This is a genomic window from Rhizobium metallidurans (genome assembly GCF_014196505.1).
GTDB classification, from domain to species: domain Bacteria; phylum Pseudomonadota; class Alphaproteobacteria; order Rhizobiales; family Rhizobiaceae; genus Rhizobium; species Rhizobium metallidurans.
On the sequence record NZ_JACIDW010000004.1, the window covers coordinates 191,689 to 215,564 of the forward strand.

A 23,876-nucleotide genomic window follows, 5' to 3' on the forward strand; every position below is an offset into this window, starting at 1 on the left:
TTAATTGATAGAATCCGGCTAAGGATAAATCAGGTATTCATCGATTCGAAGAAATCGGAATTGCTCTTCGTCTGCTTCAGCTTGTCGATGAGGAACTCGATTGCATCCGTCGTGCCCATCGGGGCGAGGATACGGCGGAGAACGAAGATCTTCTGCAGGTCCTGGCGTGGAACAAGCAGGTCTTCCTTACGCGTCCCAGACTTGAGGATATCCATCGACGGGAAGATGCGCTTGTCGGCGACCTTGCGGTCGAGCACGATTTCGGAGTTGCCGGTGCCCTTGAATTCTTCGAAGATGACTTCGTCCATACGGCTACCGGTATCGATCAGCGCGGTTGCGATGATCGTCAGCGAGCCGCCTTCTTCGATGTTACGTGCCGCACCGAAGAAGCGCTTCGGGCGCTGCAGCGCGTTTGCGTCGACACCGCCGGTGAGAACCTTGCCGGAAGAGGGTACGACCGTGTTGTAGGCGCGACCGAGGCGGGTGATCGAATCGAGAAGGATCACGACGTCGCGACCGTGCTCGACCAGGCGCTTCGCCTTCTCGATGACCATTTCGGCAACCTGCACGTGGCGGGTAGCGGGTTCGTCGAAGGTCGACGAAACGACTTCGCCCTTCACCGAGCGCTGCATGTCCGTCACTTCCTCGGGACGTTCGTCGATCAGGAGGACGATGAGGTAGCATTCCGGATGGTTGGCGGTGATCGAGTGCGCGATGTTCTGCAGGAGAACCGTCTTACCCGTGCGCGGCGGCGCGACGATGAGGCCGCGCTGGCCCTTGCCGAGCGGCGCGACGAGATCGATGACGCGCGAGGAGAGATCCTTGTTGGTCGGGATCTCGAGTTCCATCTTGAAGCGCTCGTTCGGATAGAGCGGGGTCAGGTTATCGAAGTGAACCTTGTGACGGATTTTTTCCGGATCGTCGAAGTTGATCGTATTGACCTTCAGCAGCGCGAAATAGCGCTCGCCTTCCTTCGGTCCGCGGATGGGCCCTTCAACCGTATCACCTGTTTTCAGCGAGAAACGGCGGATCTGCGAGGGGGAGATGTAGATATCATCGGGACCAGGGAGATAATTGGCGTTGGCCGAACGCAGAAAGCCGAAGCCGTCCTGCAGAACTTCGACGACGCCTTCGCCGATGATCTCGACGTCCTGGCTGGCAAGAACCTTGAGTATTGCGAACATCAGCTCCTGCTTGCGCATCGTGCTGGCATTCTCGACCTCGAGCGATTCGGCGAATGCCAGAAGATCGGTCGGGGATTTACTCTTAAGTTCCTGAAGCTTCATTTCAGACATGAAGTGTCCATTACTCTATAATTTTGAGGGGAAAGGCGATGTCGAGACAGTAACCGGCCCTGCGAGGAACCCGCAGACGATCGAACTTTACATACATGCCACAAGGATGAGGTGAGCGGAAAATAGCGAGTCAGGTCCGCCGCCGCAAGGGGGCTGCTTAAAATGAAGCAAATTTAACCTGTGAGCCGGCTGCATCAAAATGGCTTGACGACGACGAGGATGACGATCGCGATCATCAAAACGGTCGGCGCCTCGTTCATGAAGCGCCAGTAGCGGGCCGAACGCCGGTTCTCGTCACGCTCGAACGCCTTGGCGGCGCGACTGAAGAACACGTGCACGGCGGTCAAGAGAACGACAAGCCCGATCTTCGCGTGCAGCCATCCGCCCTGGAAGCCATAAGCCGACCACGAAAGGTACAGCCCGAAGATCCAGGTCAGCATCATCGCCGGATTCATGATCACCTTCAAAAGGCGGCGTTCCATGACCTTGAACGTCTCCGACTGCACCGAACCCGGCTCGGCATCGGTGTGGTAGATGAACAAACGCGGCATGTAGAACAGGCCGGCCATCCATGAGATCACCGCGATGATGTGAAGCGCCTTGATCCAGAGGGAGAGCGTATCGGGATTCCAGACGAAGAGGCCGACCGCCAGCGCCACGAAGAACGCGATGGCGATGAAGGCGCGCCGGCGCGCATAGGAACCGGGTCTCTCGTCGATCTGGCTTTCCATCGTCACACCCTTCCGCCGCGCACACGCTCGACAAGCAGCCGGACATTCTCCGGATCGGCCTGCGGGGTAATTCCATGTCCGAGGTTGAAGATCAGCGGCCCATTTCCCAGTCGCTGCAGAATATCGTCGATACCGTCCTCAAGCGCGGTGCCGCCGGCAACCATCCGCATCGGATCGAGGTTTCCCTGGACCGGTCCATCCTTCTGCAGTTCGGCCGCGAAGTCGAGCGGCACGGACCAATCGAGACCGATCGCATCGGCCTTGGTTTTCTGGCGGTAGGTTCTGAGCAGATAGCCCGCTCCCTTCGCGAAAGCGATGATCTTGGCGTTCGGGCGGCGTGTCTTGATGGAGGCGATCATTCGCGCCACCGGCTTCACGGCAAACGCCTCGAACTCACGCTCGCCGAGCACGCCCGCCCAGGAATCGAAGATCTGCACGGCGTCGGCGCCGGCATCGATCTGCGCGACGAGATAGTCAGCCGAAACATCCGCCAGCAACATCAGCAGCTTTTCGAATGCCTTCGGATGCCGATAGGCAAACAAACGAGCAGGGGCCTGATCGGGGGTACCATGGCCAGCGATCATATAGGTCGCAACGGTCCAGGGAGCGCCACAGAAGCCGAGGAGTGTGGTTTCCGCTGGCAGATCACTCCGGAGACGTCGAACGGTCTCCAGCACCGGTTCCAGATGCTGAAGCACGCGGCTGCCATCCAGACCAGCGATCCCGTCCACGTCGATCGGATCCATCTCCGGTCCATGTCCTTCGGTGAAGCGAACGTTGCGCTTCATCGCATCGGGAATGACGAGAATGTCGGAGAAGAGAATGGCAGCATCGAAGCCATAGCGCCGGATCGGCTGCAGCGTCACCTCGACGGCATGATCCGGCGTATAACAGAGATCGAGAAAGCTTCCGGCCTTGGCTCTGACCTCACGATACTCCGGCAGGTATCTGCCTGCCTGCCGCATCAGCCAGATCGGGGGAGGGCTCAAAGTTTCCCCGTCCAGAACCCGCATGATCTTCCGGCGCATGTCACTCAAGCGCTTCTTCCCTATAAAAAATCAAAGATATTTATAAGGTTTCTATTTCTTAGAGTCGGTGACTATCAAGGATTAAAATCCATCCACGCCCGATACCAATTGTCACTGCCCCGGGAATGATCCGGGAAAGAAATCGCGCAATTCGGCGTCAAAACCAGGACAGGTATAAAATCGAGCATGATTTCAAAGAGATATGACACCTTTGGAAATTCGCCAGGCTGTGGACAAGCTGTGACTATCCGAGGCATAGCCGCAAACTTTCCACAAAACCAACAGGCACTCTTTTCAAGCCCGCAAAGAATCCGAAATGTGGAAAACCAGGCATGTTTTCCCTTGCCTAACCCCCGGCGCGTCTCGTAGCTCTCCGTCATCCAGTGTTTTCAACAGGCAGCGGAAAATAGCGTGGAGAACCGTACCAACTTCTTCCATCTGCATCTCATTTCTGACTCGACGGGTGAAACCCTGATTTCAGCCGGACGCGCGGCATCGGCGCAATTCAAGTCGTCGCAGCCGATCGAGCATGTCTATCCGCTGATCCGCAATCGAAAGCAGTTGCTGACGGTGCTGCAGGCGATCGACGGCGAGCCCGGCATCGTGCTCTATACGATTGTCGATCGCGAGCTCGCCACGTTGATAGACGAGCGTTGCCGCGAAATGGGCGTGGCCTCCGTCAATGTTCTGGAACCCGTGCTCAACGCGTTTCAGATCTATCTCGGCGCGCCGTCGCGCCGTCGGGTCGGCGCGCAGCATGTCATGAACGCCGGATACTTCGCGCGCATCGAAGCGCTGAACTTCACGATGGACCACGACGACGGCCAGATGCCGGATGATTATAATGACGCCGACGTTGTCATCATCGGCATCAGCCGCACATCGAAGACACCGACCAGCATCTATCTCGCCAATCGCGGCATCAAGACCGCCAACATCCCGATTGTCTATGGCGTGCCCCTGCCGGAAAGTCTGTTCGAAGCGAGCAAGCCGCTCATTGTCTGCCTGATCGCCACCACCGATCGCATCTCGCAGGTTCGCGAAAATCGCGACCTCGGCGCGACCCCGGGCTTCGATCGCGGCGACTACACCGATCGCGCCGCCATATCGGAAGAGCTGAAATATGCTCGCTCGCTTTGCGCCCGCCACAACTGGCCGCTGATCGACGTCACCCGCCGTTCCATCGAAGAGACGGCGGCCGCAATCGTTGCCCTGCGTCCCAAGCTGCGCTAAGCGCTGCCAAGCCAACCGCGCCGAGAGCACAGATGATACCGAAACTCATACTCGCTTCCTCCAGCCCCTTCCGTCGCATGCTGATGGAAAATGCCGGCTTGTCCTTCGAGGCTCATCCGGCGAAGGTCGATGAGCGGGCAATCGAAGCACCGCTCGAACGGGATGGCGCAACGCCCGATGCGATCGCGCTGGTCCTGGCCAAGGAGAAAGCCAAAGAGGTAAGCGATCGCTCGCCGGGCGCGATCGTGATCGGTTCCGATCAGACGATGTCTCTGGGGCAGCGCACATTTCATAAGCCGAAGAGCATGGAAGACGCAGCCGGTCATCTCGCCGCGCTGTCCGCGCAGACCCACAGGCTGAACAGCGCGGTCGCGCTTGCCTATAACGGCGACATCATCTGGGAGCATGTCTCGCGTGCCGAATTGACGATGCGTCCGCTCACGGACGATTTCATCGCACGGCATCTGAAGCGGGTCGGCGATCGCGCCCTGAGCAGCGTCGGCGCCTATCAGCTTGAAGGGGAGGGCCTGCAGCTGTTCTCGAAAATCGATGGCGACTACTTCACCATATTGGGGCTGCCGATGCTGCCGCTTCTGGAAAAACTGAGGGAATTGGGTGCGATCGATGGATGATTCACGTGAAACAATCGGCCGGCGTGCCTTCGTCACCGGCTTTCCCGTCAAGCATTCGCGCTCGCCGATCATACACGGCTATTGGCTGAAGTCGCTGTCTCTCGATGGAAGCTATCGCGCCCATGAAGTCGCCCCGGATGATTTTCCGGCTTTCATCCAATCCTTGAAATCAGGCGCATCGGACTTCGTCGGCGGCAACGTCACGATCCCGCACAAGGAGATGGCGTTCAAATTGGCCGATGAGCCGGACGACCTTTCACAGGAACTCGGCGCGTCCAACACGCTCTGGCTCGAGGATGGCAAGCTGAAGGCCACGAACACCGATGGCCGCGGCTTCACCGCAAATCTGGATGAGCGCCATCCCGGCTGGGACAAGGTGCGCTCGGCGGTTATCCTCGGTGCGGGCGGCGCCAGCCGTGCCGTCATCCAGGCCGTTCGCGATCGCGGCATCAGGGAGATCCATCTCGTCAATCGCACGGTCGCCCGCGCCGTCGAACTCGCGGATCGTTTTGGAGAAGCGGTGCATCCGCATCCGATGGCGGCTCTTTCCGAAGTGATGAAAGGCGCTGGCCTCTTTATCAACACGACGTCGCTCGGCATGGAGGGAGAGATCGCGCCCGATATCGACTTCTCGCCGTTGCAGCCGGACGCCGTTGTCACGGATATCGTCTATGTACCGCTGAAGACGCCCATTCTTGCGCAGGCTGAGATGCAGGGTTTCGCGACCGTCGATGGTTTGGGTATGCTGCTGCACCAGGCGGTACCCGGCTTCGAGAAATGGTTCGGAAAGCGGCCGGTCGTCGACGGGACACTTCGTGCCATGATCATCGCGGATATGGAAAAGCATTGATGCTGAAAATCGGACTGACAGGCTCGATTGGGATGGGCAAGTCGACCACGGCGAAGCTCTTCGCCGATGCCGGTCTGCCGGTCAACGATGCCGACGCCGTCGTCCATGACCTGTATTCGGGCGCCGCCGCGCCGCTCATCGATGTCGCTTTTCCCGGATCGGTGAAGAATGGCACGGTCGATCGTCAGGAACTGGGCCGGCAGCTTGCGTCGCGTCCCGAAGGTTTCAAGCAACTGGAGCGGATCGTCCATCCTCTTGTCCGCGAACGCGAAGCGATGTTTCTCGACGCGCAGCGCGGGCAGGGCACGCAGATGGTCCTTCTCGACATACCGCTGCTTTTCGAGAGCGGCGCCGCGGATCGGGTCGATGTCGTCGTCGTCGTCAGCTGTGATCCACAGATTCAGCGGCAGCGGGTACTTGCGCGTCCGAACATGACGGAAGAGAAATTCAATATGATTCTCTCGCGCCAGACACCCGATGCGGAAAAGCGCCGGCGCGCGCATTATGTGATCGATACCGGTCATGGCATCGACCAGGCCAGGGAGCGGGTCGGCGCCATTATCGCGGACCTGAGACAGCGGATAGCGAACGGAGATTTCCCGAATGCGTGAAATCATTTTCGATACGGAAACCACCGGGCTCGACAACCGCACCGATCGCATCATCGAAATCGGTGGCATCGAACTCTTCAATCACTTTCCGACGGGAAAGACGCTGCACATCTATATCAGTCCGGGAGACCAGAAGGTCCATCCGGACGCGCTCGCCGTTCACGGGATCACCGACGAGTTCCTGAAGGACAAGCAGCCCTTCGCGGCGGTGGCGCAGGAGATTCTCGATTTCTTTGGCGAAGGCAAGTGGATCGCCCACAACGCCACCTTCGACATGGGCTTCATCAATGCCGAGCTGGCGCGGCTTTCCCTGCCGCCGATCTCTCCCGAGAATGTGATCGATACGCTGTCGATGGCCCGGCGCAAGCATCCGATGGGGCCGAACTCGCTCGATGCGCTCTGCCGCCGCTATGGGATAGACAACTCGCATCGCGCCAAGCACGGCGCCTTGCTCGACTCCGAACTGCTCGCCGAAGTTTATATCGAGATGATCGGTGGCCGCCAGACGGCGCTTGGTCTTGGTGTATCGCAAAACAACGGCGCGTCGGAACGCAACGACAGCGATGACGATATTGTTCTCGTTGCGCTCGAGCGGCCGCGTCCGCTTGCACCGCGCCTCAGCGAAACCGAAGCCGAACAGCATGACGCGCTGATTGCCAAGCTCGGCCAGAAGGGCATCTGGGCGAAGTACGATCGCCCAAACTAAAATGCCCGGGCGCTGGCCCGGGCAATTAAATCTTCATTTGGTCAGGGATTAGTTCGCCTGAACCTTGGCGCGGGCCTGCTCTTCGGCAACGCGCTGGGCAAACATCTGCGAGAAATCGATCGGGTCGATCATCAGCGGCGGGAAGCCGCCGTTGCGGGTTACGTCGGCGATGATCTGGCGCGCGAACGGGAAGAGCATGCGCGGGCACTCGATGAAGAGAACCGGCAGCATGTGTTCCTGCGGGAAGCCGGCGATCCGGAAGACGCCGCCATAGACGAGCTCCGTGTGGAATACCGTCTTGTCGCCTTCCTTGGCTTCGGCGTTCAAGGAGAGAACGACGTCGAAGTCCGTGTCGGAAAGCGGGTTGGCGTTGACGTTGACATTGATGTTGATGGCCGGTGCCTTGTCGCGGGCCTGCAGCGAACGCGGCGCACCAGGATTCTCGAAGGAAAGGTCCTTGGTGTACTGTGCTAGGATGGTGAGGCTCGGGCTCGTTGCACCGTTATTGCTGTTTTCGCTGTCCATTGGCTTTTCCTCGAGGGCATTGGATTTCGCCGCATCTATCATTTCGACGATGTCGTTACAACCCTAGCCCAGCCGGCGGTAATCAGGAAAGGCTCCGGCAAGAGCCTCATTCGCCAAGGCTTTTGCCGGACCACGGCGACTTGCCGTTCGGGTCGCGCTGATAATCCTCCGCATCGAGATCGACGACATTGGCGTTGTTGTCGCGATAGGGGGATTTCGGCGATGTCCGGGACGGGCCGCCGGACGCGCCGACTACCACGAAACGGCGGCTCACGTAGTTCCAGGCAAGATCCCGCACCGCTGGGACGAAGATGAGCAGCGCGACGATATCGCTGATGAAGCCCGGGATGATCAGGAGCAGCGCGGCGATGACGAACATCGCAGGCCGCAGCAGCTCGCGCCCGGGCATCGCGCCGGTGCGTCCCTCCATGGACATGCGTTTCAGGATGCCGATACCCTGCCGCCGCAACAGCATCATGCCGCCCACGAAACTCAGCATGACAAGTCCGAGCGTTGCCCAAAGACCGATCGCCTTGCCGACAATCACGAAGCCCGCGATCTCGGCCAACGGCATCAGCAAAAGAAAACCAGGCAGCATTGTGAGGCGCATTATGTCTATCCGGTTCTCACCGGCTCCATTGAAATCGGTCCAACGTACCGGACCCATTTGAATCATCTGTATATGCAGACTATATGGGTATAGAAATTCCAGATGTTAACAGATTGCGGCGGGATATGGGTTCAAACGACTTCATCACTTTGTTTTTTCTCGTGGCGGCGGTGCTGATATTTTTGCAGCTTCGCAACGTCCTTGGTCGGCGCACGGGCAATGAGAAGCCGCCGCGCGATCTCTATACGCCGCGCGATGCCGCCGGTCCCGAGGCGCAGGATGCCGGAAAGGTCGTAACGCTGCCGCGCCGCGATGCAGCCGGCGAGGAAGAAGACCGTTTCGCGGCGATCGATGCCTTCGCGCCAGCCGGCACGCCGCTCAATGAATCGTTGCGGGAAATGAACAAGGCCGATCCTTCCTTCAGCCCGAAGGAGTTCGTCAACGGCGCCCGCATGGCCTATGAAATGATCGTGATGGCCTTTGCCGATGGCGATCGCAAGACGCTGAAGAATTTGTTGTCGAAGGAAGTGTACGAGGGCTTCGACGCGGCGATCGCGGATCGCGAAAGCAAGGGCGAGAAGGTCAAGTCGACCTTCGTCGGTATCGACAAGGCCGAAATCAAGAATGTCGAGGTCAATGGCAGCGAAGCGCAGATCACCTTGCGCATCATCAGCCAGATGATTTCCGCGACCTATGACAAGGCCGACGTCCTTGTCGATGGTGACGCGGAGACGGTTGCCGAAATCAGCGACCTCTGGACATTCGCCCGCGACACCCGCTCGCGCGATCCGAACTGGAAACTCGTGGCCACCGAATCGGAACATGAGTGATGATGAACGAGGCTTTGCCCTCGAGGCGATAGGCTTTGACGACCTGGAAGGCTGGAGGGATGACGACCCCTCCAGCCTTTTCGAGGCTATGGAAACCTGCCGCCACCATATCGAAGAGACTAAACCCTACCGCACCGGATCGCTGGGCCTGACCAGCGCCGATCTTCTCGACCTGTTGCAGGCCGCGCGCGATACACGACCGATGTCGGCAAGCGAGGCACGCTCTTTCTTCGAAACGCACTGTCGTCCCTTCGCCATCAGGCGAACCGACGGCGAGCCCGGTTTCGTCACTGCCTTTTACGAGCCCGAGATAGCTGTTTCAGCGAGGCCGGACGACGAATACCGGTTCCCGTTCTACCGCCGCCCTGACGACCTGATCGACCTCGACGATCAGAACCGCCCCGCCACGATGGATACGAGCTACATGTTCGGCCGATTGCGTGAGGGAACGATCGGGCCTTATCTAGACCGTGCCGCCATCGACAAGGGAGCACTGGAAGGGCAGGGGCTGGAGATCGCCTGGGCAAAATCGAAGGTCGATGTCTTCTTCGTGCATGTCCAGGGCGCCGCGCGCCTGCGCTATCCCGATGGCCGCACGGGACGCATCACCTATGCGGCAAAGGCCGGCCATCCGTTTTCAGCGATCGGCAAACTGCTGATCGATCTCGGCGAGATCGACCGGGTGAACATTTCCATGCAATCGATCCGGCATTGGCTGGCGATCAATCCGGACCGTGTCGATGATATCCTCGCGCACAACCGCTCCTACATTTTCTTCCGCGAGGTCGAGGTCGACAACGAGGCTGCCGGCCCGGTCGCGGCCGCCAAGGTACCGTTGATCGCAGGACGGTCGCTGGCCGTCGATCGCATGATCCACACCTTCGGCTTTCCGTTCTACATCCAGTCGCAAAGCCTCCTGCATTTGCAGGGCGGAAAGCCCTTCCAGCGCCTGATGCTGGCGCTCGATACCGGCTCGGCCATCATTGGCCCGGCGCGCGGCGATATTTTCACCGGCTCCGGTGACGCGGCCGGCGAGCTTGCGGGCACCGTGCGCCACTATGCCGATTTCGCGATCCTCATCCCGAACAAAGCCGCCGTGAGGTTTGCGTGATGGCGAAGGATCGCAAACTCAGCGCCGACGAACGCATCTTGTGGGGCAAGGTCGCGCGCAGCACGCGGCCGATGCCTGGCAAAACAGGTGCTTTGAATGAACTTGATGCCTTCCTCGAGGAGGCCGAGAAAGAGGCGGATGCCGCCACCCTGAAAACCGCCGCGCCAAAGTCGGCCGCGGGCGCCGGCGGGCAACCGGAACCGTCAGCGGCGCCGAAGCCCGCGGGCGGTATCCATCATCCGCTGGAGCGCCCGGTCAAGCGCAAGATCGCCAAGGGCCGCCTCGCGCTCGAGGCCCGCATCGATCTTCATGGCCTGGTTCAGAGCGAAGCGCACATCATGCTGCTCGAGTTCCTGATGCGGGCCCATGACCGTGGCATGCGCCATGTCCTCGTCATCACGGGCAAGGGCAGCTCGCTCGGCAGCGATGGCGCGTTGAAACGTGCCGTGCCGATGTGGTTCTCCAAGCCGGAATTTCGCTACCTCATCTCGTCTTACGAGGCGGCGGCGCAGCATCATGGCGGCGAGGGCGCGCTCTACATCCGCTTGTCTCGTCGCGCGGGCGACCGGTTATGACGCCGTTCGGGGAAGCGATCCGCAAGCTGAGAGAGCGCAAGGGGGTCTCGCAGAAGCAGATGGCGGAAGCGTTGAACGTCTCTCCCGCCTATCTCTCAGCACTCGAGCACGGAAAGCGTGGCGTTCCGACCTTCGACCTTCTGCAGCGCATCGCCGGCTACTTCAACATCATCTGGGATGAGGCCGACGATCTGTTCCTGATCGCGCGCTTTTCCGATCCGCGAATTGTCATCGATACCTCGGGTTTAGCGGCCGAGTACACGACCTTCGCCAACCGCTTGGCGGGGTCTATTCGCCATCTGGATGAGGCGACATTGGCAAAACTGTCGGAGGTTCTCGAAAATGCGGAAAACGCCGACGGAAAACGGTCATAATCCCCTGTTTTATGCGCTCTTGGCGACCGCCGGCATTGGGAACTTCATGCAAAAACCCTATATTCAACGTGATTAAGGCCGGTGATTCGCCCGCGTGTCACCACGGCATCGACAACAGGGAATTCTCGACAATATGACCGATACACCCGCGACGGAAAACGGCGTTAGCACCGAGTATGGCGCAGACTCGATCAAGGTCCTGAAAGGTCTTGACGCCGTGCGCAAGCGCCCCGGCATGTATATCGGTGATACCGATGACGGCTCCGGTCTGCATCACATGGTCTACGAAGTCGTCGACAACGCCATCGACGAAGCGCTGGCCGGTCATGCCGACATCGTCACCGTCACGCTCAATGCCGATGGTTCCGTCACCGTGACCGACAACGGCCGCGGCATCCCGACGGACATTCACAGCGGCGAAGGCATTTCCGCTGCCGAAGTGATCATGACCCAGCTGCACGCCGGCGGTAAGTTCGACCAGAACTCCTACAAGGTCTCCGGAGGTCTGCACGGCGTCGGCGTTTCCGTCGTCAACGCGCTGTCCGTCTGGCTGAAGCTGAAGATCCGTCGCCAGGGCAAGATCCACGAAATGAGCTTCACGCATGGCGTTTCGGATGCCCCGCTCAAGGAAACCGGTGATTCCGGTGGCCTGACCGGCACCGAAGTGAGCTTCATGCCGAGCTCCGAAACCTTCACGATGATCGAGTTCGATTTCAACACGCTCGAACACCGCCTGCGCGAACTGGCCTTCCTCAATTCCGGCGTCCGCATTCTCCTGACCGACAAGCGCCATTCCGACGTGCGCCAGGAAGAACTGCTTTACGATGGCGGCCTCGAAGCCTTCGTGTCCTACCTCGATCGCGCCAAGAAGCCGCTGGTCGAGCGCCCGGTCGCCATTCGCGGTGAAAAGGATGGGATCACCGTCGAAGTGGCGATGTGGTGGAACGACAGCTATCACGAGAATGTGCTCTGCTTCACCAACAACATCCCGCAGCGTGATGGCGGCACCCACATGGCCGGCTTCCGCGCCGCGCTGACCCGTCAGATCACTTCCTACGCCGATACCTCGGGCATAACCAAGAAGGAGAAGGTTTCTCTGACGGGTGACGACTGCCGCGAAGGCCTGACCGCCGTTCTGTCGGTCAAGGTGCCGGATCCCAAGTTCTCGTCGCAGACCAAGGACAAGCTTGTTTCATCAGAAGTTCGTCCGGTCGTCGAAAATCTCGTCAGCGAAGCGCTGAGCACCTGGCTGGAAGAACATCCGGCCGACGCCAAGATCCTCGTCGGCAAGGTGGTTGAAGCCGCCGCCGCGCGCGAAGCCGCCCGCAAGGCGCGCGAACTGACGCGCCGCAAGGGCGCGCTCGATATCGCCTCGCTTCCCGGCAAGCTCGCCGATTGTTCGGAACGCGACCCGGCCAAGTCCGAAGTCTTCCTCGTCGAGGGTGATTCTGCGGGCGGTTCGGCCAAGCAGGGTCGCTCGCGCGAAAACCAGGCTATCCTGCCACTGCGCGGCAAGATCCTGAACGTCGAGCGCGCGCGTTTCGACAAGATGCTGTCGAGCCAGGAAATCGGCACGCTGATCACCGCGCTCGGCGCCGGTATCGGCAAGGACGAGTTCAACGCCGACAAGCTGCGCTACCACAAGATCATCATCATGACGGACGCCGACGTCGACGGCGCCCATATCAGAACGCTGCTGTTGACCTTCTTCTTCCGCCAGATGCCGGAACTGATCGAGCGTGGTCACATCTATATCGCCCAGCCGCCGCTCTATAAGGTGTCGCGCGGCAAATCGATCCAGTATCTGAAGGACGAAAAGGCACTCGAGGAATACCTCATCGCCCAGGGTCTCGATGACGCGGCGTTGACGCTCGGCAGCGGCGAAGTGCGCGTCGGGCAGGATCTGCGCGAGGTGATCGTCGATGCGCTGCGTCTGCGCGCGCTGCTCGACAATCTGCATTCGCGCTACAATCGCGCCGTCGTCGAACAGGCGGCCATTGCCGGCGCGCTCAACGCCGAAGCGATCAGCGATGGCGCCCGCGCCCAGGAACTGGTCGCCGAAGTCGCCCGTCGCCTCGACGTTATCGCCGAGGAAACCGAGCGTGGCTGGGAAGGCGGCCTGACGAGCGAAGGCGGCCTGCGTCTTGAGCGCATGGTTCGCGGCGTCAAGGAGGTCGTGGTTCTCGACATGGCGCTCATCGGGTCGCAGGATGCCCGCCTGATCGACCAGATGTCGGCTCGCCTCAAGGAAATCTACCAGACGCCGCCGAAGCTGACGCGACGCGACGGTAACATGGAACTGTCGGGTGCGCGCGAACTACTGGAAGCCGTTTTCGCAAGCGGCCGCAAGGGCTTGACCATGCAGCGCTACAAGGGCCTCGGCGAAATGAACGCCGAGCAGCTTTGGGAAACCACGCTCGATCCGAACGTTCGTTCGCTGCTGCAGGTGCGCGTCAGCGACGCCACGGATGCGGATGGTCTCTTCGCCCGCCTCATGGGCGATGAGGTCGAGCCGCGGCGCGAGTTCATCCAGGAAAACGCGCTCAACGTCGCCAATCTCGACATCTGATCGCTGGCATTTATCGACAAACGGCCCTGTGGCTCACCAGCCGCGGGGCCGTTTTCTATTGCGCTCTTATCCGGCTACGAATTTTCCCTTGAAGACGACCTCGGCGAGCGCCTTTCGCTGGCTGGGAAACTCGCGCTCCTGGTTGCGCTCCGATAGCACGCTCCTGTCGGCAAGGCGTCCGAAGGCAATTCCCGCTTCGACGCGGTAGCCTTCCGGAATGGCGAAGGTGTCGCGGATCTCGTCGTGCTTGATGCCGCCCATGCCGTGCGCGTAGAAGCCGGAAAACTTGGCCTGCAGCGCCAGATAGCCCCATGCGGTGCCGGCATCGAAAGAGTGGGTGTAGCTCTTGCGCCCCTCGGATAATTCGCCATTGAAGCCCTTCGACACCACGAAGATGAGCGCCGAAGCATTCTTCGCCCACTCCTGGTTGGAGTCCACCAGCAGCGATACAAATCCGTCGAAGTCGTCCGAACCCTTCAACGAATAGATGAAGCGCCACGGCTGCTGGTTGGCGGACGATGGTGCCCAGTGCGCGGCGTCCAGGACGGTCAGCAGGTCGGCTTCGTCGATGATCTCGCCGGTAAAGGCGCGGGGCGACCAGCGGTCGAGAAAGATCGGTTCGATCGGGTATTGGGATTCGCGGCTGTTGCTCTTTGTCATGGTCTTTCCGACAGTTGGTGGCGGGGCGCCGAGGTGATCTCCTCGGCAAACGCACTCTTGCCACCCTCGGAGATCAGTCAAGATATGTGTGCACCTGGCGCCGGAAAGACAGTGTCCGCGCCGTTCAATTTTTGCCGGCTTTTGTAATCGGACCGTACCGCTGACATGAAAAGCCGTAATGACACCGGTGAATAATTCGTTCATAGGTGATGAACACATGGCTCACGCTGAGGAGGAAATTCGATGAAGCTCATGCGCGTTGGAGAGATTGGCCGGGAAAAGCCGGCGATGCTGGATGCGGACGGCAAGATCAGGGATCTGTCCGGCCATGTATCCGATATCGCGGGCGAGGCGATTTCGCCCGAAGGTCTGGCCAGGCTCTCGGCGGTCGACCCGAAAACCCTTCCCGAACTTCAGCCAGCCCGCATTGGCGCCTGCGTTGCCGGCACCGGCAAGTTCATCTGTATTGGTCTCAACTTCTCCGACCACGCCGCCGAGACCGGCGCCACCGTACCGCCGGAACCCGTCATCTTCATGAAGGCCACCTCGGCCATCGTCGGCCCGAACGACAATGTTCTTATTCCGCGCGGCTCCGAAAAGACCGATTGGGAAGTCGAGCTCGGTGTCGTCATCGGCAAGACCGCCAAATATGTCAGCGAGGCCGATGCGCTCGACTACGTGGCGGGCTATTGCGTTTCGCACGACGTTTCCGAACGCGCCTTCCAGACCGAGCGCGCCGGCCAGTGGACCAAGGGCAAGTCCTGCGACACCTTCGGCCCGATCGGCCCATGGCTGGTGACCAAGGACGAGATCGCCGATCCGCAGAACCTCGGCATGTGGCTGAAGGTCAATGGCGAAACCATGCAGAACGGATCGTCGAAGACCATGGTCTATGGCGTTGCGTTCGTGGTTTCCTATCTCAGCCAGTTCATGTCGCTGCATCCGGGCGACGTGATCTCGACGGGTACGCCTCCAGGCGTCGGCATGGGCATGAAGCCGCCGCGTTTCCTGCGCGCCGGCGACGTTGTCGAGCTCGGCATCGAAGGTCTCGGTACGCAGAAGCAGACATTTCAGGCCGATCTTTAGGCGTTTGACGAGTGTTAAGCATTTGAGCGCAGCATCATGCCGGGGAGAGAATCCCCGGCATTTCTTTATTGCGGTGCGGATCGCTCATGTTGCTGTGCAACAAAAACCTGTTACTGTGCGTTGAGATGCCAGCACATCGTTGGAAAGAGGTCGATGCCTTTCAGCAGGCGTCATCTTCCAGATGAAAGAAAGGTGATGCATCTCATGTTTTACCAGCTTTACGAATTGAATCATGCCGCGATGGCGCCTTACCGCGCCGTGGCCGATATCATGCGGCTTGCCTATGCCAACCCGCTCAATCCGCTTTCCCAGACCCCATGGGGCCGGACGATGGCTGCGGCACTCGAGATGTTCGAGCGCACGACGCGCCGCTACGGCAAGCCGTCCTTTGATCTCCCGCAGACCGTCGTCGGCGACAAGAAGGTCGCCGTTCGCGAGGAGATCGTCTGGGCGCGCCCTTTCTGCAATCTGCTGCATTTCTCGCGTAATCTTCCGGCCGCCCACGGTCCCGATCCGCGCATCCTGATCGTCGCGCCGATGTCCGGGCATTACGCGACACTGCTGCGCGGCACCGTCGAGGCGCTCCTCCCGCACGCAGATATCTACATCACCGATTGGATCGACGCCCGCATGGTGCCGATGACCGACGGAACCTTCGATTTCAACGACTATGTCGATTACGTCATCGAGATGCTGCATTTCCTCGGGCCGGACACGCATGTGATCGCGGTCTGTCAGCCCTCCGTGCCGGTGCTTGCGGCGGCCGCGGTCATGGAAGAGGCCAACGATCCGTTGTCGCCCGCGTCGATGACGCTGATGGGCGGCCCGATCGACACCCGCATCAACCCCACCGCCGTCAACCAGCTGGCCAAGGACAAGCCGCTGGAGTGGTTCGCCGAGAACGTGATCATGAACGTCCCCTGGCCGCAGCCGGGCTTCATGCGGCCGGTCTATCCCGGCTTCCTGCAGCTCTCCGGTTTCATGTCGATGAACCTTGACCGGCATCTGGTTGCCCACAAGGAGTTCTTCATGCATCTGGTGAAGAACGATGGCGAGCCGGCCGAGAAACATCGCGACTTCTACGACGAATATCTTGCCGTTATGGATCTGACGGCCGAGTTCTATCTGCAGACGGTCGATCAGGTCTTCATCAAGCACGCGCTTCCGAAGGGCGAACTCGAACATCGCGGCAAGCTGGTCGACCCCACGGCGATCCGCAACGTGGCGCTTCTCACCGTCGAGGGCGAGAACGACGACATCTCCGGCGTCGGCCAGACCAAGGCCGCGCAGACCATCTGCGTCAACATTCCCGAGCATATGCGCATGCATTACCTGCAGCCGGATGTCGGACACTACGGCGTCTTCAACGGCTCCCGCTTCCGCCGCGAGATCGCGCCGCGCATCATCAACTTTGTTCGTGAACATGGCCGCGCGGGCAAGCCGGCGGTCAAACGCGTGATCAAGGGCGGCAAATCCAGCTGATTCGCAATCATCTGATTTAATGTTTTGCTTTCAAGACCTTGTCCGATTTGGACGGAGATCGTCTTGAAGCCGCGTCGAACGGTAACCACATCGATTTCCAGCGTTCGGCATTCCGCCGGGCGCGAAAATGCGAGGATACCGCACGATGAACCAGTCAGCATTGCTTCGCCCGGATTGGACTCCGGCTACCATTGCCCTGATGATCCTCGGCTTCGTGGTTTTCTGGCCTCTGGGTCTCGCCATGCTCGCCTACATCATCTTCGGGGATCGTCTGCGCGGCTTCAAGCGCGACGCCAACAACGCCGCCGATGGATTCTTCGCCGGCTGCCGACGCTCGCATGGCCGCTATCGCCCGCACTTCACCACGGGCAATGTCGCCTTCGACGATTGGCGCAAGGCCGAGCTCGACAGGCTCGAGGAAGAACGCCGCAAGCTCGATGAAATGCGCGAGGACTTCGAAACCTATGTGCGCGAGCTTCGCCGCGCCAAGGATCAGGACGAGTTCGACCGTTATATGCGCGATCGCAAGAACACCCGCCGCGATGATGACGGCCCGGTCGCCGAATACCAGGCGCCGTAATCGCGATCGGCATCAAAACATCGGCCGGCACCCGCAGGTGCCGGTTTTTCTTTGACCGGACTGGTGACGAATCATATAGAAAATGCCGATGTTCCCGCTCTTGTCCAAGCCACGCAGCAGTGTCCGCAAACCGGTCCCGCCGGAGACCCGTACGCTCGACGTTGCCGGACGGCTGATGCCGCTGACGATCAAGCAGCACGAGCGCGCGACCCGCATCACGCTGCGCATCGAGCCCGGCGGCCGCGCCCTGAAGATGACGATCCCGAGCGGCCTGGCGCGACGCGATGTCGATGCCTTTCTCGACCGTCACCAGGGCTGGCTCATGACCAAGCTCGCGAAGTTCTCGACCGATGCAGGCCTTCGAGAAGGCGGCACGATCCTGTTTCGCGGCGTGTCACATCGCATTCAGCATACGGGCAGCCTGCGCGGATTGACCGAAGCGACCACGATCGATGGCAGGCCGGTGCTGCGGGTGAGCGGCATGCCGGAGCATCTCGGCCGCCGCATCGCGACCTTTCTCAAGAAGGAAGCGCGGGCAGATCTCGAGCGCCTGGCGAAATTCCATGCGCAATCGATCCGGGCGCCGATCAAGTCGATCTCGATGAAGGATACGCGCAGCCGCTGGGGTTCCTGCTCGGCCGAGGGAAACCTCAGCTTCTCCTGGCGCATCATCATGGCGCCGCCCTCCGTCGTCGACTATCTCGCCGCCCACGAGGTCGCCCATCTCAAGGAGATGAACCACGGTCCCCGCTTCTGGGCACTGTGCGAGAAGCTGTGCCCCGGTATGGAAGATGCCAAATCCTGGCTAAAGCGGCACGGCAGCCTGCTGCACGCGATCGATTTCGACTGACAGGCCACGGTTCAAAATATCGCGGCACTCGGAATTGGCTCGACTCACGGCCTTTTTCGTGTCACTTCGCTGCCATGAAACCGGATATCAAAATCTGCGGCCTGAAAACGGCCGAAGCGATCGATCGCGCGGGGACGCGCGGCGCGACCCATATCGGCTTCATCTTCTTCGAAAAGAGCCCGCGCTATATCGAGCCCGACGACGCCGCCAGATTGGCCGACCGGATACGCGGCCGCGCCAAGATCGTTGCCGTCGTGGTCAATCCGACCAATGACGATCTCGACGAGATCGTTGCAACATTGAGGCCGGATATCCTTCAGCTTCACGGCGACGAGAGCCCCGAGCGCGTTTTGACCATAAAGGCCGTGTACGGTCTGCCTGTCATGAAGGCGTTTTCGATCCGCACCGCCGATGACCTGAAGCGGGTCGAAGCCTATATCGGCATTGCCGATCGTTTCCTCTTCGATGCCAAGCCTCCGAAGGGATCGGAATTGCCCGGCGGCAATGGCGTGTCCTTCGATTGGACGTTGCTCAGCTGGCTTGACGGCACCGTGGATTACATGCTTTCCGGTGGCCTGAACAAGGACAACATCGCCGAAGCCCTTGCCATCACCAAGGCACCGGGGCTCGATGCGTCCTCCGGCCTGGAAAGCGCGCCAGGGGTAAAAAGCGTTGCGCTGATTGACGAGTTTTTCGATGCGGTCGAGCAGGCTTGCCGGCCTGAAATGGCCTCAGGGAGTTGATAGTGAACGAGACCCCAAAACCCAATTCATTCCGCTCCGGTCCCGATGAGGACGGTCGCTTCGGCATTTACGGTGGCCGCTTTGTCGCTGAAACGCTGATGCCGCTGATCCTGGACCTCCAGGCGGAATGGGACAAGGCAAAGACCGATCCGGAATTCCAGGCGGAGCTGAAGCATCTCGGCGCGCATTATATCGGCCGCCCGAGCCCGCTCTATTTCGCCGAACGGCTGACGGCTGAACTTGGCGGCGCCAAGATCTACTTCAAGCGCGAAGAGCTCAATCACACCGGCTCGCACAAGATCAACAACTGCATCGGCCAGATCCTGCTTGCCAAGCGCATGGGCAAGACCCGCATCATCGCGGAAACCGGTGCCGGCCAGCACGGCGTTGCCTCGGCAACCGTCGCCGCCCGCTTCGGTCTCCCCTGCGTCGTCTACATGGGCGCGACCGATGTCGAGCGCCAGGCGCCGAACGTGTTCCGCATGAAGCTGCTGGGTGCCGAAGTGAAGCCGGTCACCGCCGGCCACGGCACGCTCAAGGACGCGATGAACGAGGCGCTACGCGATTGGGTCACCAATGTCGATGACACCTATTACCTGATCGGCACGGCCGCCGGCCCGCATCCCTATCCCGAGATGGTCCGCGATTTCCAGGCTGTCATCGGCGCGGAAGCCAAGGAGCAGATGCTGGAAGCCGAAGGCCGCCTGCCGGATCTCGTCGTCGCGGCCGTCGGTGGCGGCTCGAACGCGATCGGCATCTTCCATTCGTTCCTGGATGACGCCAGCGTCAAGATCGTCGGCGTCGAAGCCGGCGGCAAGGGCCTTCAGGGCGACGAGCATTGCGCCTCGATCACCGCGGGCTCGCCCGGCGTTCTCCACGGCAACCGCACCTATCTGCTGCAGGACGGCGATGGCCAGATCAAGGAAGGCCACTCGATTTCGGCCGGCCTCGATTATCCTGGCATCGGCCCAGAGCACTCCTATCTGAACGATATCGGCCGCGTCGAATACGTGCCGATCATGGACCACGAAGCGCTTGAAGCCTTCCAGACGCTGACCCGCCTCGAGGGCATCATCCCGGCGCTCGAGCCCTCGCACGCACTGGCCGAAGTCATCAAGCGTGCCCCGAAGATGGGCAAGGACGAGATCATCCTGATGAACCTGTCTGGCCGCGGCGACAAGGACATCTTCACCGTCGGCAAGATTCTGGGAATGGGTGCATAAGTCATGACCGCACGTATGGACAAACGCTTTGCCGCTCTGAAGGCAGAAGGCCGCCCGGCGCTGGTCACCTATTTCATGGGCGGCGATCCCGACTACGACACCTCGCTCGGCATCATGAAGGCGCTGCCGGAAGCAGGCTCCGATATCATCGAGCTCGGCATGCCTTTTTCCGATCCGATGGCCGATGGCCCGGCGATCCAGATGGCCGGCCAGCGTGCGCTGAAGGCCGGTCAGACGCTGAAGAAGACGCTGCAGCTCGCAGCCGACTTCCGCAAGACCGACAACGACACGCCGATCGTTCTGATGGGCTACTACAACCCGATCTATGTCCACGGCGTCGAACAGTTTCTCGACGACGCGCTGGAAGCGGGTATCGATGGTCTGATCGTCGTCGACCTGCCGCCGGAGATGGATGACGAACTCTGCATCCCGGCACTGCGCAAGGGCATCAATTTCATTCGGCTCGCCACCCCGACCACCGATGAAAAGCGGCTGCCGGTCGTTCTGAAAAACACCTCTGGCTTCGTCTATTATGTCTCGATGAACGGCATCACTGGCTCGGCGCTGCCCGATCCGACGCTGGTCGCCGGCGCCGTCAAGCGCATCAAGAACCACACCGATCTGCCTGTCTGCGTCGGCTTCGGCGTCAAGACGGCCGACCATGCGAAGGTCATCGGCGCGTCTGCCGATGGCGTCGTCGTCGGCACGGCAATCGTCAATCAGGTAGCCCTCAGCCTGACCAAGGACGGGAAGGCGACTGCCGATACCGTACAGGCTGTCGCAACGCTCGTTCGCGGGCTGTCATCGGGAACACGTTCGGCGCGCCTTGTTGCTGCCGAATAGTTTTCCCACATTGGCAAGAGTTAATCAGGAGTTTTCGACTTGAACTGGATCACCAACTACGTTCGCCCCCGCATCAATTCCATGCTGGGCCGCCGCGAAGTGCCGGAGAACCTCTGGATCAAGTGCCCGGAAACGGGCGAAATGGTCTTCCATAAGGATCTCGAGGACAACAAGTGGGTCATCCCTGCTTCCGGCTATCACATGAAGATGCCGGCCAAGGCACGCCTGACCGACCTCTTCGACGACGGCGCCTATGAAGCGCTGATCCAGCCGAAGGTTGCCCAGGATCCGTTGAAGTTCCGCGATTCCAAGAAATATACGGATCGCCTGCGCGACAGCCGAATCAAGACCGACCAGGAAGACACGATCGTTGCCGGCGTCGGCAAGGTTAGGGGCCTGAAGCTCGTCGCAGTCGTGCACGAGTTCAACTTCATGGGCGGCTCGCTCGGCATCGCCGCCGGTGAAGCGATCGTCAAGGCATTCGAGCGCGCCATCGCTGAGAAGTGCCCGCTGGTCATGTTCCCGGCATCGGGCGGCGCCCGCATGCAGGAAGGCATCCTGTCGCTGATGCAGCTGCCGCGCACCACCGTTGCCGTCGACATGCTGAAGGAAGCCGGCCAGCCCTACATCGTCGTGCTGACAAACCCGACGACGGGCGGCGTCACCGCCTCCTACGCCATGCTCGGCGATATCCACATGGCTGAGCCCGGCGCCGAAATCTGCTTCGCCGGCAAGCGCGTCATCGAGCAGACCATCCGCGAAAAGCTGCCGGAAGGCTTCCAGACGTCGGAATACCTGCTTGAGCACGGCATGGTCGACATGGTCGTCAAGCGTCATGACATTCCCGATACGCTCGCGCGTGTCCTGAAGATCCTGACGAAGAAGCCGGCTGCCGTTGCCAACGAAAACACCGGCACGCTTGCGATCGCCGCAAGCGCCTGACCGCAAACATCACAGGCGGGTTGAGCGATGATACCCAGAGGTCAGACCGCGGTGAGCGAAGCAGCACAGGAAATCGACAAGCTCATGGGGTTGCATCCCAAGGGCTTCGATCTGTCGCTGGATCGCATTACCCGCCTGCTTGCCGTTCTCGGCGATCCGCAAATGAAGCTGCCGCCGGTCATCCACGTGGCGGGCACCAACGGCAAGGGCTCCGTCACCGCCTTCTGCCGCGCGCTTCTCGAAGCGGGCGGCTATAGCGCCCACGTCCACACCTCGCCGCATCTCGTCAACTGGCACGAGCGCTATCGCATCGGCGCCGAGGGCGGTCGCGGAAAGCTCGTCGATGACGCGGTCTTTGCAGACGCGCTGCGCCGCGTTGCCGCCGCCAATGCGGGCCAGAAGATCACCGTCTTCGAAATCCTGACGGCGGTCACCTTCATCCTGTTCTCCGAGCATCCGGCCGACGCGGCCATCATTGAGGTCGGCCTTGGCGGCCGTTTCGATGCCACCAACGTCATTTCCGATCCGGCCGTATCGGTGATCATGCCGATCTCGCTTGATCATCAGCCCTATCTCGGCGATAGCGTCGAACTGATCGCCGCCGAAAAGGCTGGCATCATGAAGCGCAAGCGGCCCGTCGTCATCGGCAAGCAGGAATATGACGCGGCGCTCGACGTGCTGATCTCCACCGCCGAGCGTCTCGGTTGCCCGACCGCGGCTTTCAGCCAGGATTTCATGGCGCATGAGGAATACGGCCGGCTCGTCTACCAGGACGAATTTGGCCTCGCCGACCTGCCGCTGCCGAGGCTCCCCGGCCGCCACCAATATGCCAACGCTGCCGCAGCCATCCGCGCCGTCAAGGCCGCGGGCTTCACCGTCACCGAAGCAATGATGGAAAAGGCGATGGCCTCGGTCGAATGGCCGGGCCGCCTGCAGAAGCTGAGCGATGGCAATCTGATGGTAAGCGCCCCCTCGGGTGCCGAGATCTGGGTCGATGGCGGCCACAATCCCGGTGCCGGCGAGGTCATCGCCGAAGCCATGGCCAATTTCGAGGAAAAGCAGCCGCGCCCGCTGTTCCTGATCATCGGCATGATCAACACCAAGGACCCGATCGGCTATTTCAACGCCTTCAAGGGCCTGGCGGAGAAGGTCTATTGCGTCCCCATTCGCGGCAGCGACGCGATGATCGACCCCGTCATTCTCGCGAATGCCGCCTATGACGCGGGTCTCGTCGCCGAACCGATGTCCACGGTCGGCGAAGCGCTGGAAGCGATCCGGGACACCGCCTTCGAGCGGGAACAGCCGCCGCGCATCCTGATCGGCGGATCGCTTTATCTGGTTGGCGACGTCCTTGCCGACAACGGCACACCCCCCAAATGAAAAAAGCCCGGCATCGACCGGGCTTTTTTCATTCTAATGTCCTGACAGGTCAGGCCGCGCTGGAGATCCAGCTCGAAAGAGCGGTCTTCGGAGCAGCGCCAACCTTGATATCGGCAACTTCGCCGGCCTTGAACATGGCAAGCGTCGGGATCGAGCGCACGCCGAACTGGGCGGCCAGCTCGGGATTTTCGTCGATGTTGAGCTTGGCGACCTTCACCTTGCCCTGGAACTCGACGGCGAGTTCTTCGAGGCTCGGAGCGATCATCTTGCACGGGCCGCACCATTCAGCCCAGAAATCGACAACGACGGGTTCTGCGGATTCCAGAACTTCAGCCTGGAAATTATTGATATCGACTTTCACGGTAGCCATAAGGCCGCTCCTTTAAAGGATTCCTGTTGAAGCACAT

General features: G+C 60.6%; 26 protein-coding genes. 19 read left to right on the forward strand and 7 right to left on the reverse strand.

Going from position 1 to position 23,876, the window contains the following annotated elements; translation table 11 throughout:
- Window positions 1-29: 29 nt before the first annotated feature.
- The 3 genes from rho to hemE form a co-directional block, all read right to left on the reverse strand.
- Window positions 30-1,295, reverse strand: coding sequence for a transcription termination factor Rho (gene rho, locus GGQ67_RS10285; protein ID WP_018901115.1), 1,266 nt, complete (start codon window positions 1,293-1,295; stop codon window positions 30-32).
- 194 nt (window positions 1,296-1,489) lie between these two features.
- Window positions 1,490-2,026: a protoporphyrinogen oxidase HemJ gene (hemJ, locus tag GGQ67_RS10290; RefSeq protein ID WP_183900067.1), complete on the reverse strand. Its 537-nt coding sequence runs from the start codon at window positions 2,024-2,026 to the stop codon at window positions 1,490-1,492.
- Between the two features lie 2 nt (window positions 2,027-2,028).
- Window positions 2,029-3,063 carry a uroporphyrinogen decarboxylase gene (gene hemE / locus GGQ67_RS10295; protein ID WP_183900068.1) on the reverse strand — a complete coding sequence of 345 codons (1,035 nt, stop codon included), beginning with the start codon at window positions 3,061-3,063 and terminating at the stop codon, window positions 2,029-2,031.
- 402 nt (window positions 3,064-3,465) lie between these two features.
- Between hemE and GGQ67_RS10300 the strand changes: the two genes are divergently transcribed.
- From GGQ67_RS10300 to dnaQ, 5 genes are read left to right on the forward strand one after another with little or no spacing between them, the layout of a single operon-like run.
- Window positions 3,466-4,287, forward strand: a complete 822-nt coding sequence (locus GGQ67_RS10300) for a pyruvate, water dikinase regulatory protein (protein WP_183900070.1) — start codon at window positions 3,466-3,468, stop codon at window positions 4,285-4,287.
- A 32-nt stretch (window positions 4,288-4,319) separates the two neighbouring features.
- Window positions 4,320-4,919, forward strand: coding sequence for a Maf-like protein (locus GGQ67_RS10305; protein ID WP_183900071.1), 600 nt, complete (start codon window positions 4,320-4,322; stop codon window positions 4,917-4,919).
- The gene (locus tag GGQ67_RS10310) at window positions 4,912-5,769 is read left to right on the forward strand and encodes a shikimate dehydrogenase (protein WP_183900073.1); all 858 of its coding nucleotides are present in this window, start codon (window positions 4,912-4,914) and stop codon (window positions 5,767-5,769) included. The genes GGQ67_RS10305 and GGQ67_RS10310 overlap by 8 nt, the downstream gene beginning before the upstream one ends.
- A complete protein-coding gene (coaE, locus tag GGQ67_RS10315; RefSeq protein ID WP_183900075.1) occupies window positions 5,769-6,380 on the forward strand; it encodes a dephospho-CoA kinase in 612 nt (203 codons plus the stop codon). Before GGQ67_RS10310 ends, coaE begins: the two co-directional genes overlap by 1 nt.
- Complete coding sequence (gene dnaQ / locus GGQ67_RS10320; protein ID WP_183900077.1) at window positions 6,373-7,086, forward strand: DNA polymerase III subunit epsilon; 714 nt, start codon at window positions 6,373-6,375, stop codon at window positions 7,084-7,086. The genes coaE and dnaQ overlap by 8 nt, the downstream gene beginning before the upstream one ends.
- A 48-nt stretch (window positions 7,087-7,134) precedes the next feature.
- Here dnaQ and secB read toward each other — a convergent pair whose 3' ends face one another.
- Window positions 7,135-7,611 carry a protein-export chaperone SecB gene (gene secB / locus GGQ67_RS10325; RefSeq protein WP_018901123.1) on the reverse strand — a complete coding sequence of 159 codons (477 nt, stop codon included), beginning with the start codon at window positions 7,609-7,611 and terminating at the stop codon, window positions 7,135-7,137.
- 106 nt (window positions 7,612-7,717) lie between these two features.
- Entirely contained in the window at window positions 7,718-8,221 is a 504-nt protein-coding gene (locus GGQ67_RS10330) for an FxsA family protein (protein ID WP_183900078.1), read from the reverse strand.
- A 125-nt stretch (window positions 8,222-8,346) separates the two neighbouring features.
- Here GGQ67_RS10330 and GGQ67_RS10335 point away from each other — a divergent pair, with 125 nt between their 5' ends.
- The 5 genes from GGQ67_RS10335 (at window position 8,347) to gyrB (ending at window position 13,680) form a co-directional block, all read left to right on the forward strand.
- Window positions 8,347-9,051 carry a Tim44/TimA family putative adaptor protein gene (locus tag GGQ67_RS10335; RefSeq protein WP_183900079.1) on the forward strand — a complete coding sequence of 235 codons (705 nt, stop codon included), beginning with the start codon at window positions 8,347-8,349 and terminating at the stop codon, window positions 9,049-9,051.
- Window positions 9,044-10,162: a murein transglycosylase A gene (mltA, locus tag GGQ67_RS10340; protein ID WP_183900080.1), complete on the forward strand. Its 1,119-nt coding sequence runs from the start codon at window positions 9,044-9,046 to the stop codon at window positions 10,160-10,162. Before GGQ67_RS10335 ends, mltA begins: the two co-directional genes overlap by 8 nt.
- Window positions 10,162-10,737, forward strand: coding sequence for a Smr/MutS family protein (locus tag GGQ67_RS10345; protein ID WP_183900081.1), 576 nt, complete (start codon window positions 10,162-10,164; stop codon window positions 10,735-10,737). Before mltA ends, GGQ67_RS10345 begins: the two co-directional genes overlap by 1 nt.
- Complete coding sequence (locus tag GGQ67_RS10350; RefSeq protein WP_018901128.1) at window positions 10,734-11,111, forward strand: helix-turn-helix domain-containing protein; 378 nt, start codon at window positions 10,734-10,736, stop codon at window positions 11,109-11,111. The genes GGQ67_RS10345 and GGQ67_RS10350 overlap by 4 nt, the downstream gene beginning before the upstream one ends.
- 133 nt (window positions 11,112-11,244) lie before the next feature.
- Window positions 11,245-13,680, forward strand: a complete 2,436-nt coding sequence (gene gyrB / locus GGQ67_RS10355; RefSeq protein WP_183900082.1) for a DNA topoisomerase (ATP-hydrolyzing) subunit B — start codon at window positions 11,245-11,247, stop codon at window positions 13,678-13,680.
- Window positions 13,681-13,746: 66 nt separating this feature from the next.
- Here the strand turns inward: gyrB and GGQ67_RS10360 are convergent, their stop codons facing one another.
- Window positions 13,747-14,340, reverse strand: coding sequence for a nitroreductase family protein (locus GGQ67_RS10360; RefSeq protein WP_183900083.1), 594 nt, complete (start codon window positions 14,338-14,340; stop codon window positions 13,747-13,749).
- A gap of 243 nt (window positions 14,341-14,583) precedes the next feature.
- Between GGQ67_RS10360 and GGQ67_RS10365 the strand changes: the two genes are divergently transcribed.
- The 9 genes from GGQ67_RS10365 to GGQ67_RS10405 all read left to right on the forward strand — a co-directional run bounded on the left by GGQ67_RS10365 (window position 14,584) and on the right by GGQ67_RS10405 (window position 23,469).
- Window positions 14,584-15,426: a fumarylacetoacetate hydrolase family protein gene (locus GGQ67_RS10365; RefSeq protein WP_183900084.1), complete on the forward strand. Its 843-nt coding sequence runs from the start codon at window positions 14,584-14,586 to the stop codon at window positions 15,424-15,426.
- Between the two features lie 204 nt (window positions 15,427-15,630).
- Window positions 15,631-16,908, forward strand: a complete 1,278-nt coding sequence (locus GGQ67_RS10370; RefSeq protein WP_183900085.1) for a polyhydroxyalkanoate depolymerase — start codon at window positions 15,631-15,633, stop codon at window positions 16,906-16,908.
- Between the two features lie 145 nt (window positions 16,909-17,053).
- On the forward strand, window positions 17,054-17,488 hold the full coding sequence (locus GGQ67_RS10375) for a DUF2852 domain-containing protein (RefSeq protein WP_183900090.1): 435 nt from the start codon (window positions 17,054-17,056) through the stop codon (window positions 17,486-17,488).
- Window positions 17,489-17,576: 88 nt separating this feature from the next.
- Window positions 17,577-18,338: a M48 family metallopeptidase gene (locus GGQ67_RS10380; RefSeq protein WP_183900091.1), complete on the forward strand. Its 762-nt coding sequence runs from the start codon at window positions 17,577-17,579 to the stop codon at window positions 18,336-18,338.
- 74 nt (window positions 18,339-18,412) lie between these two features.
- The gene (locus GGQ67_RS10385) at window positions 18,413-19,081 is read left to right on the forward strand and encodes a phosphoribosylanthranilate isomerase (protein WP_183900093.1); all 669 of its coding nucleotides are present in this window, start codon (window positions 18,413-18,415) and stop codon (window positions 19,079-19,081) included.
- A 2-nt stretch (window positions 19,082-19,083) separates the two neighbouring features.
- A complete protein-coding gene (gene trpB / locus GGQ67_RS10390) occupies window positions 19,084-20,304 on the forward strand; it encodes a tryptophan synthase subunit beta (RefSeq protein WP_183900094.1) in 1,221 nt (406 codons plus the stop codon).
- Between the two features lie 3 nt (window positions 20,305-20,307).
- Window positions 20,308-21,147 (forward strand): tryptophan synthase subunit alpha, encoded by an 840-nt coding sequence (trpA, locus tag GGQ67_RS10395; protein WP_047509147.1) that lies wholly within the window; start codon window positions 20,308-20,310, stop codon window positions 21,145-21,147.
- A gap of 39 nt (window positions 21,148-21,186) precedes the next feature.
- Window positions 21,187-22,089, forward strand: coding sequence for an acetyl-CoA carboxylase, carboxyltransferase subunit beta (gene accD / locus GGQ67_RS10400; protein WP_047509149.1), 903 nt, complete (start codon window positions 21,187-21,189; stop codon window positions 22,087-22,089).
- Window positions 22,090-22,116: 27 nt separating this feature from the next.
- On the forward strand, window positions 22,117-23,469 hold the full coding sequence (locus GGQ67_RS10405; protein WP_183900096.1) for a bifunctional folylpolyglutamate synthase/dihydrofolate synthase: 1,353 nt from the start codon (window positions 22,117-22,119) through the stop codon (window positions 23,467-23,469).
- 49 nt (window positions 23,470-23,518) lie between these two features.
- On the opposite strand, the gene trxA is transcribed toward GGQ67_RS10405, so the two are convergent.
- Window positions 23,519-23,839 (reverse strand): thioredoxin, encoded by a 321-nt coding sequence (trxA, locus tag GGQ67_RS10410; RefSeq protein ID WP_018901140.1) that lies wholly within the window; start codon window positions 23,837-23,839, stop codon window positions 23,519-23,521.
- Window positions 23,840-23,876 lie beyond the last annotated feature (37 nt).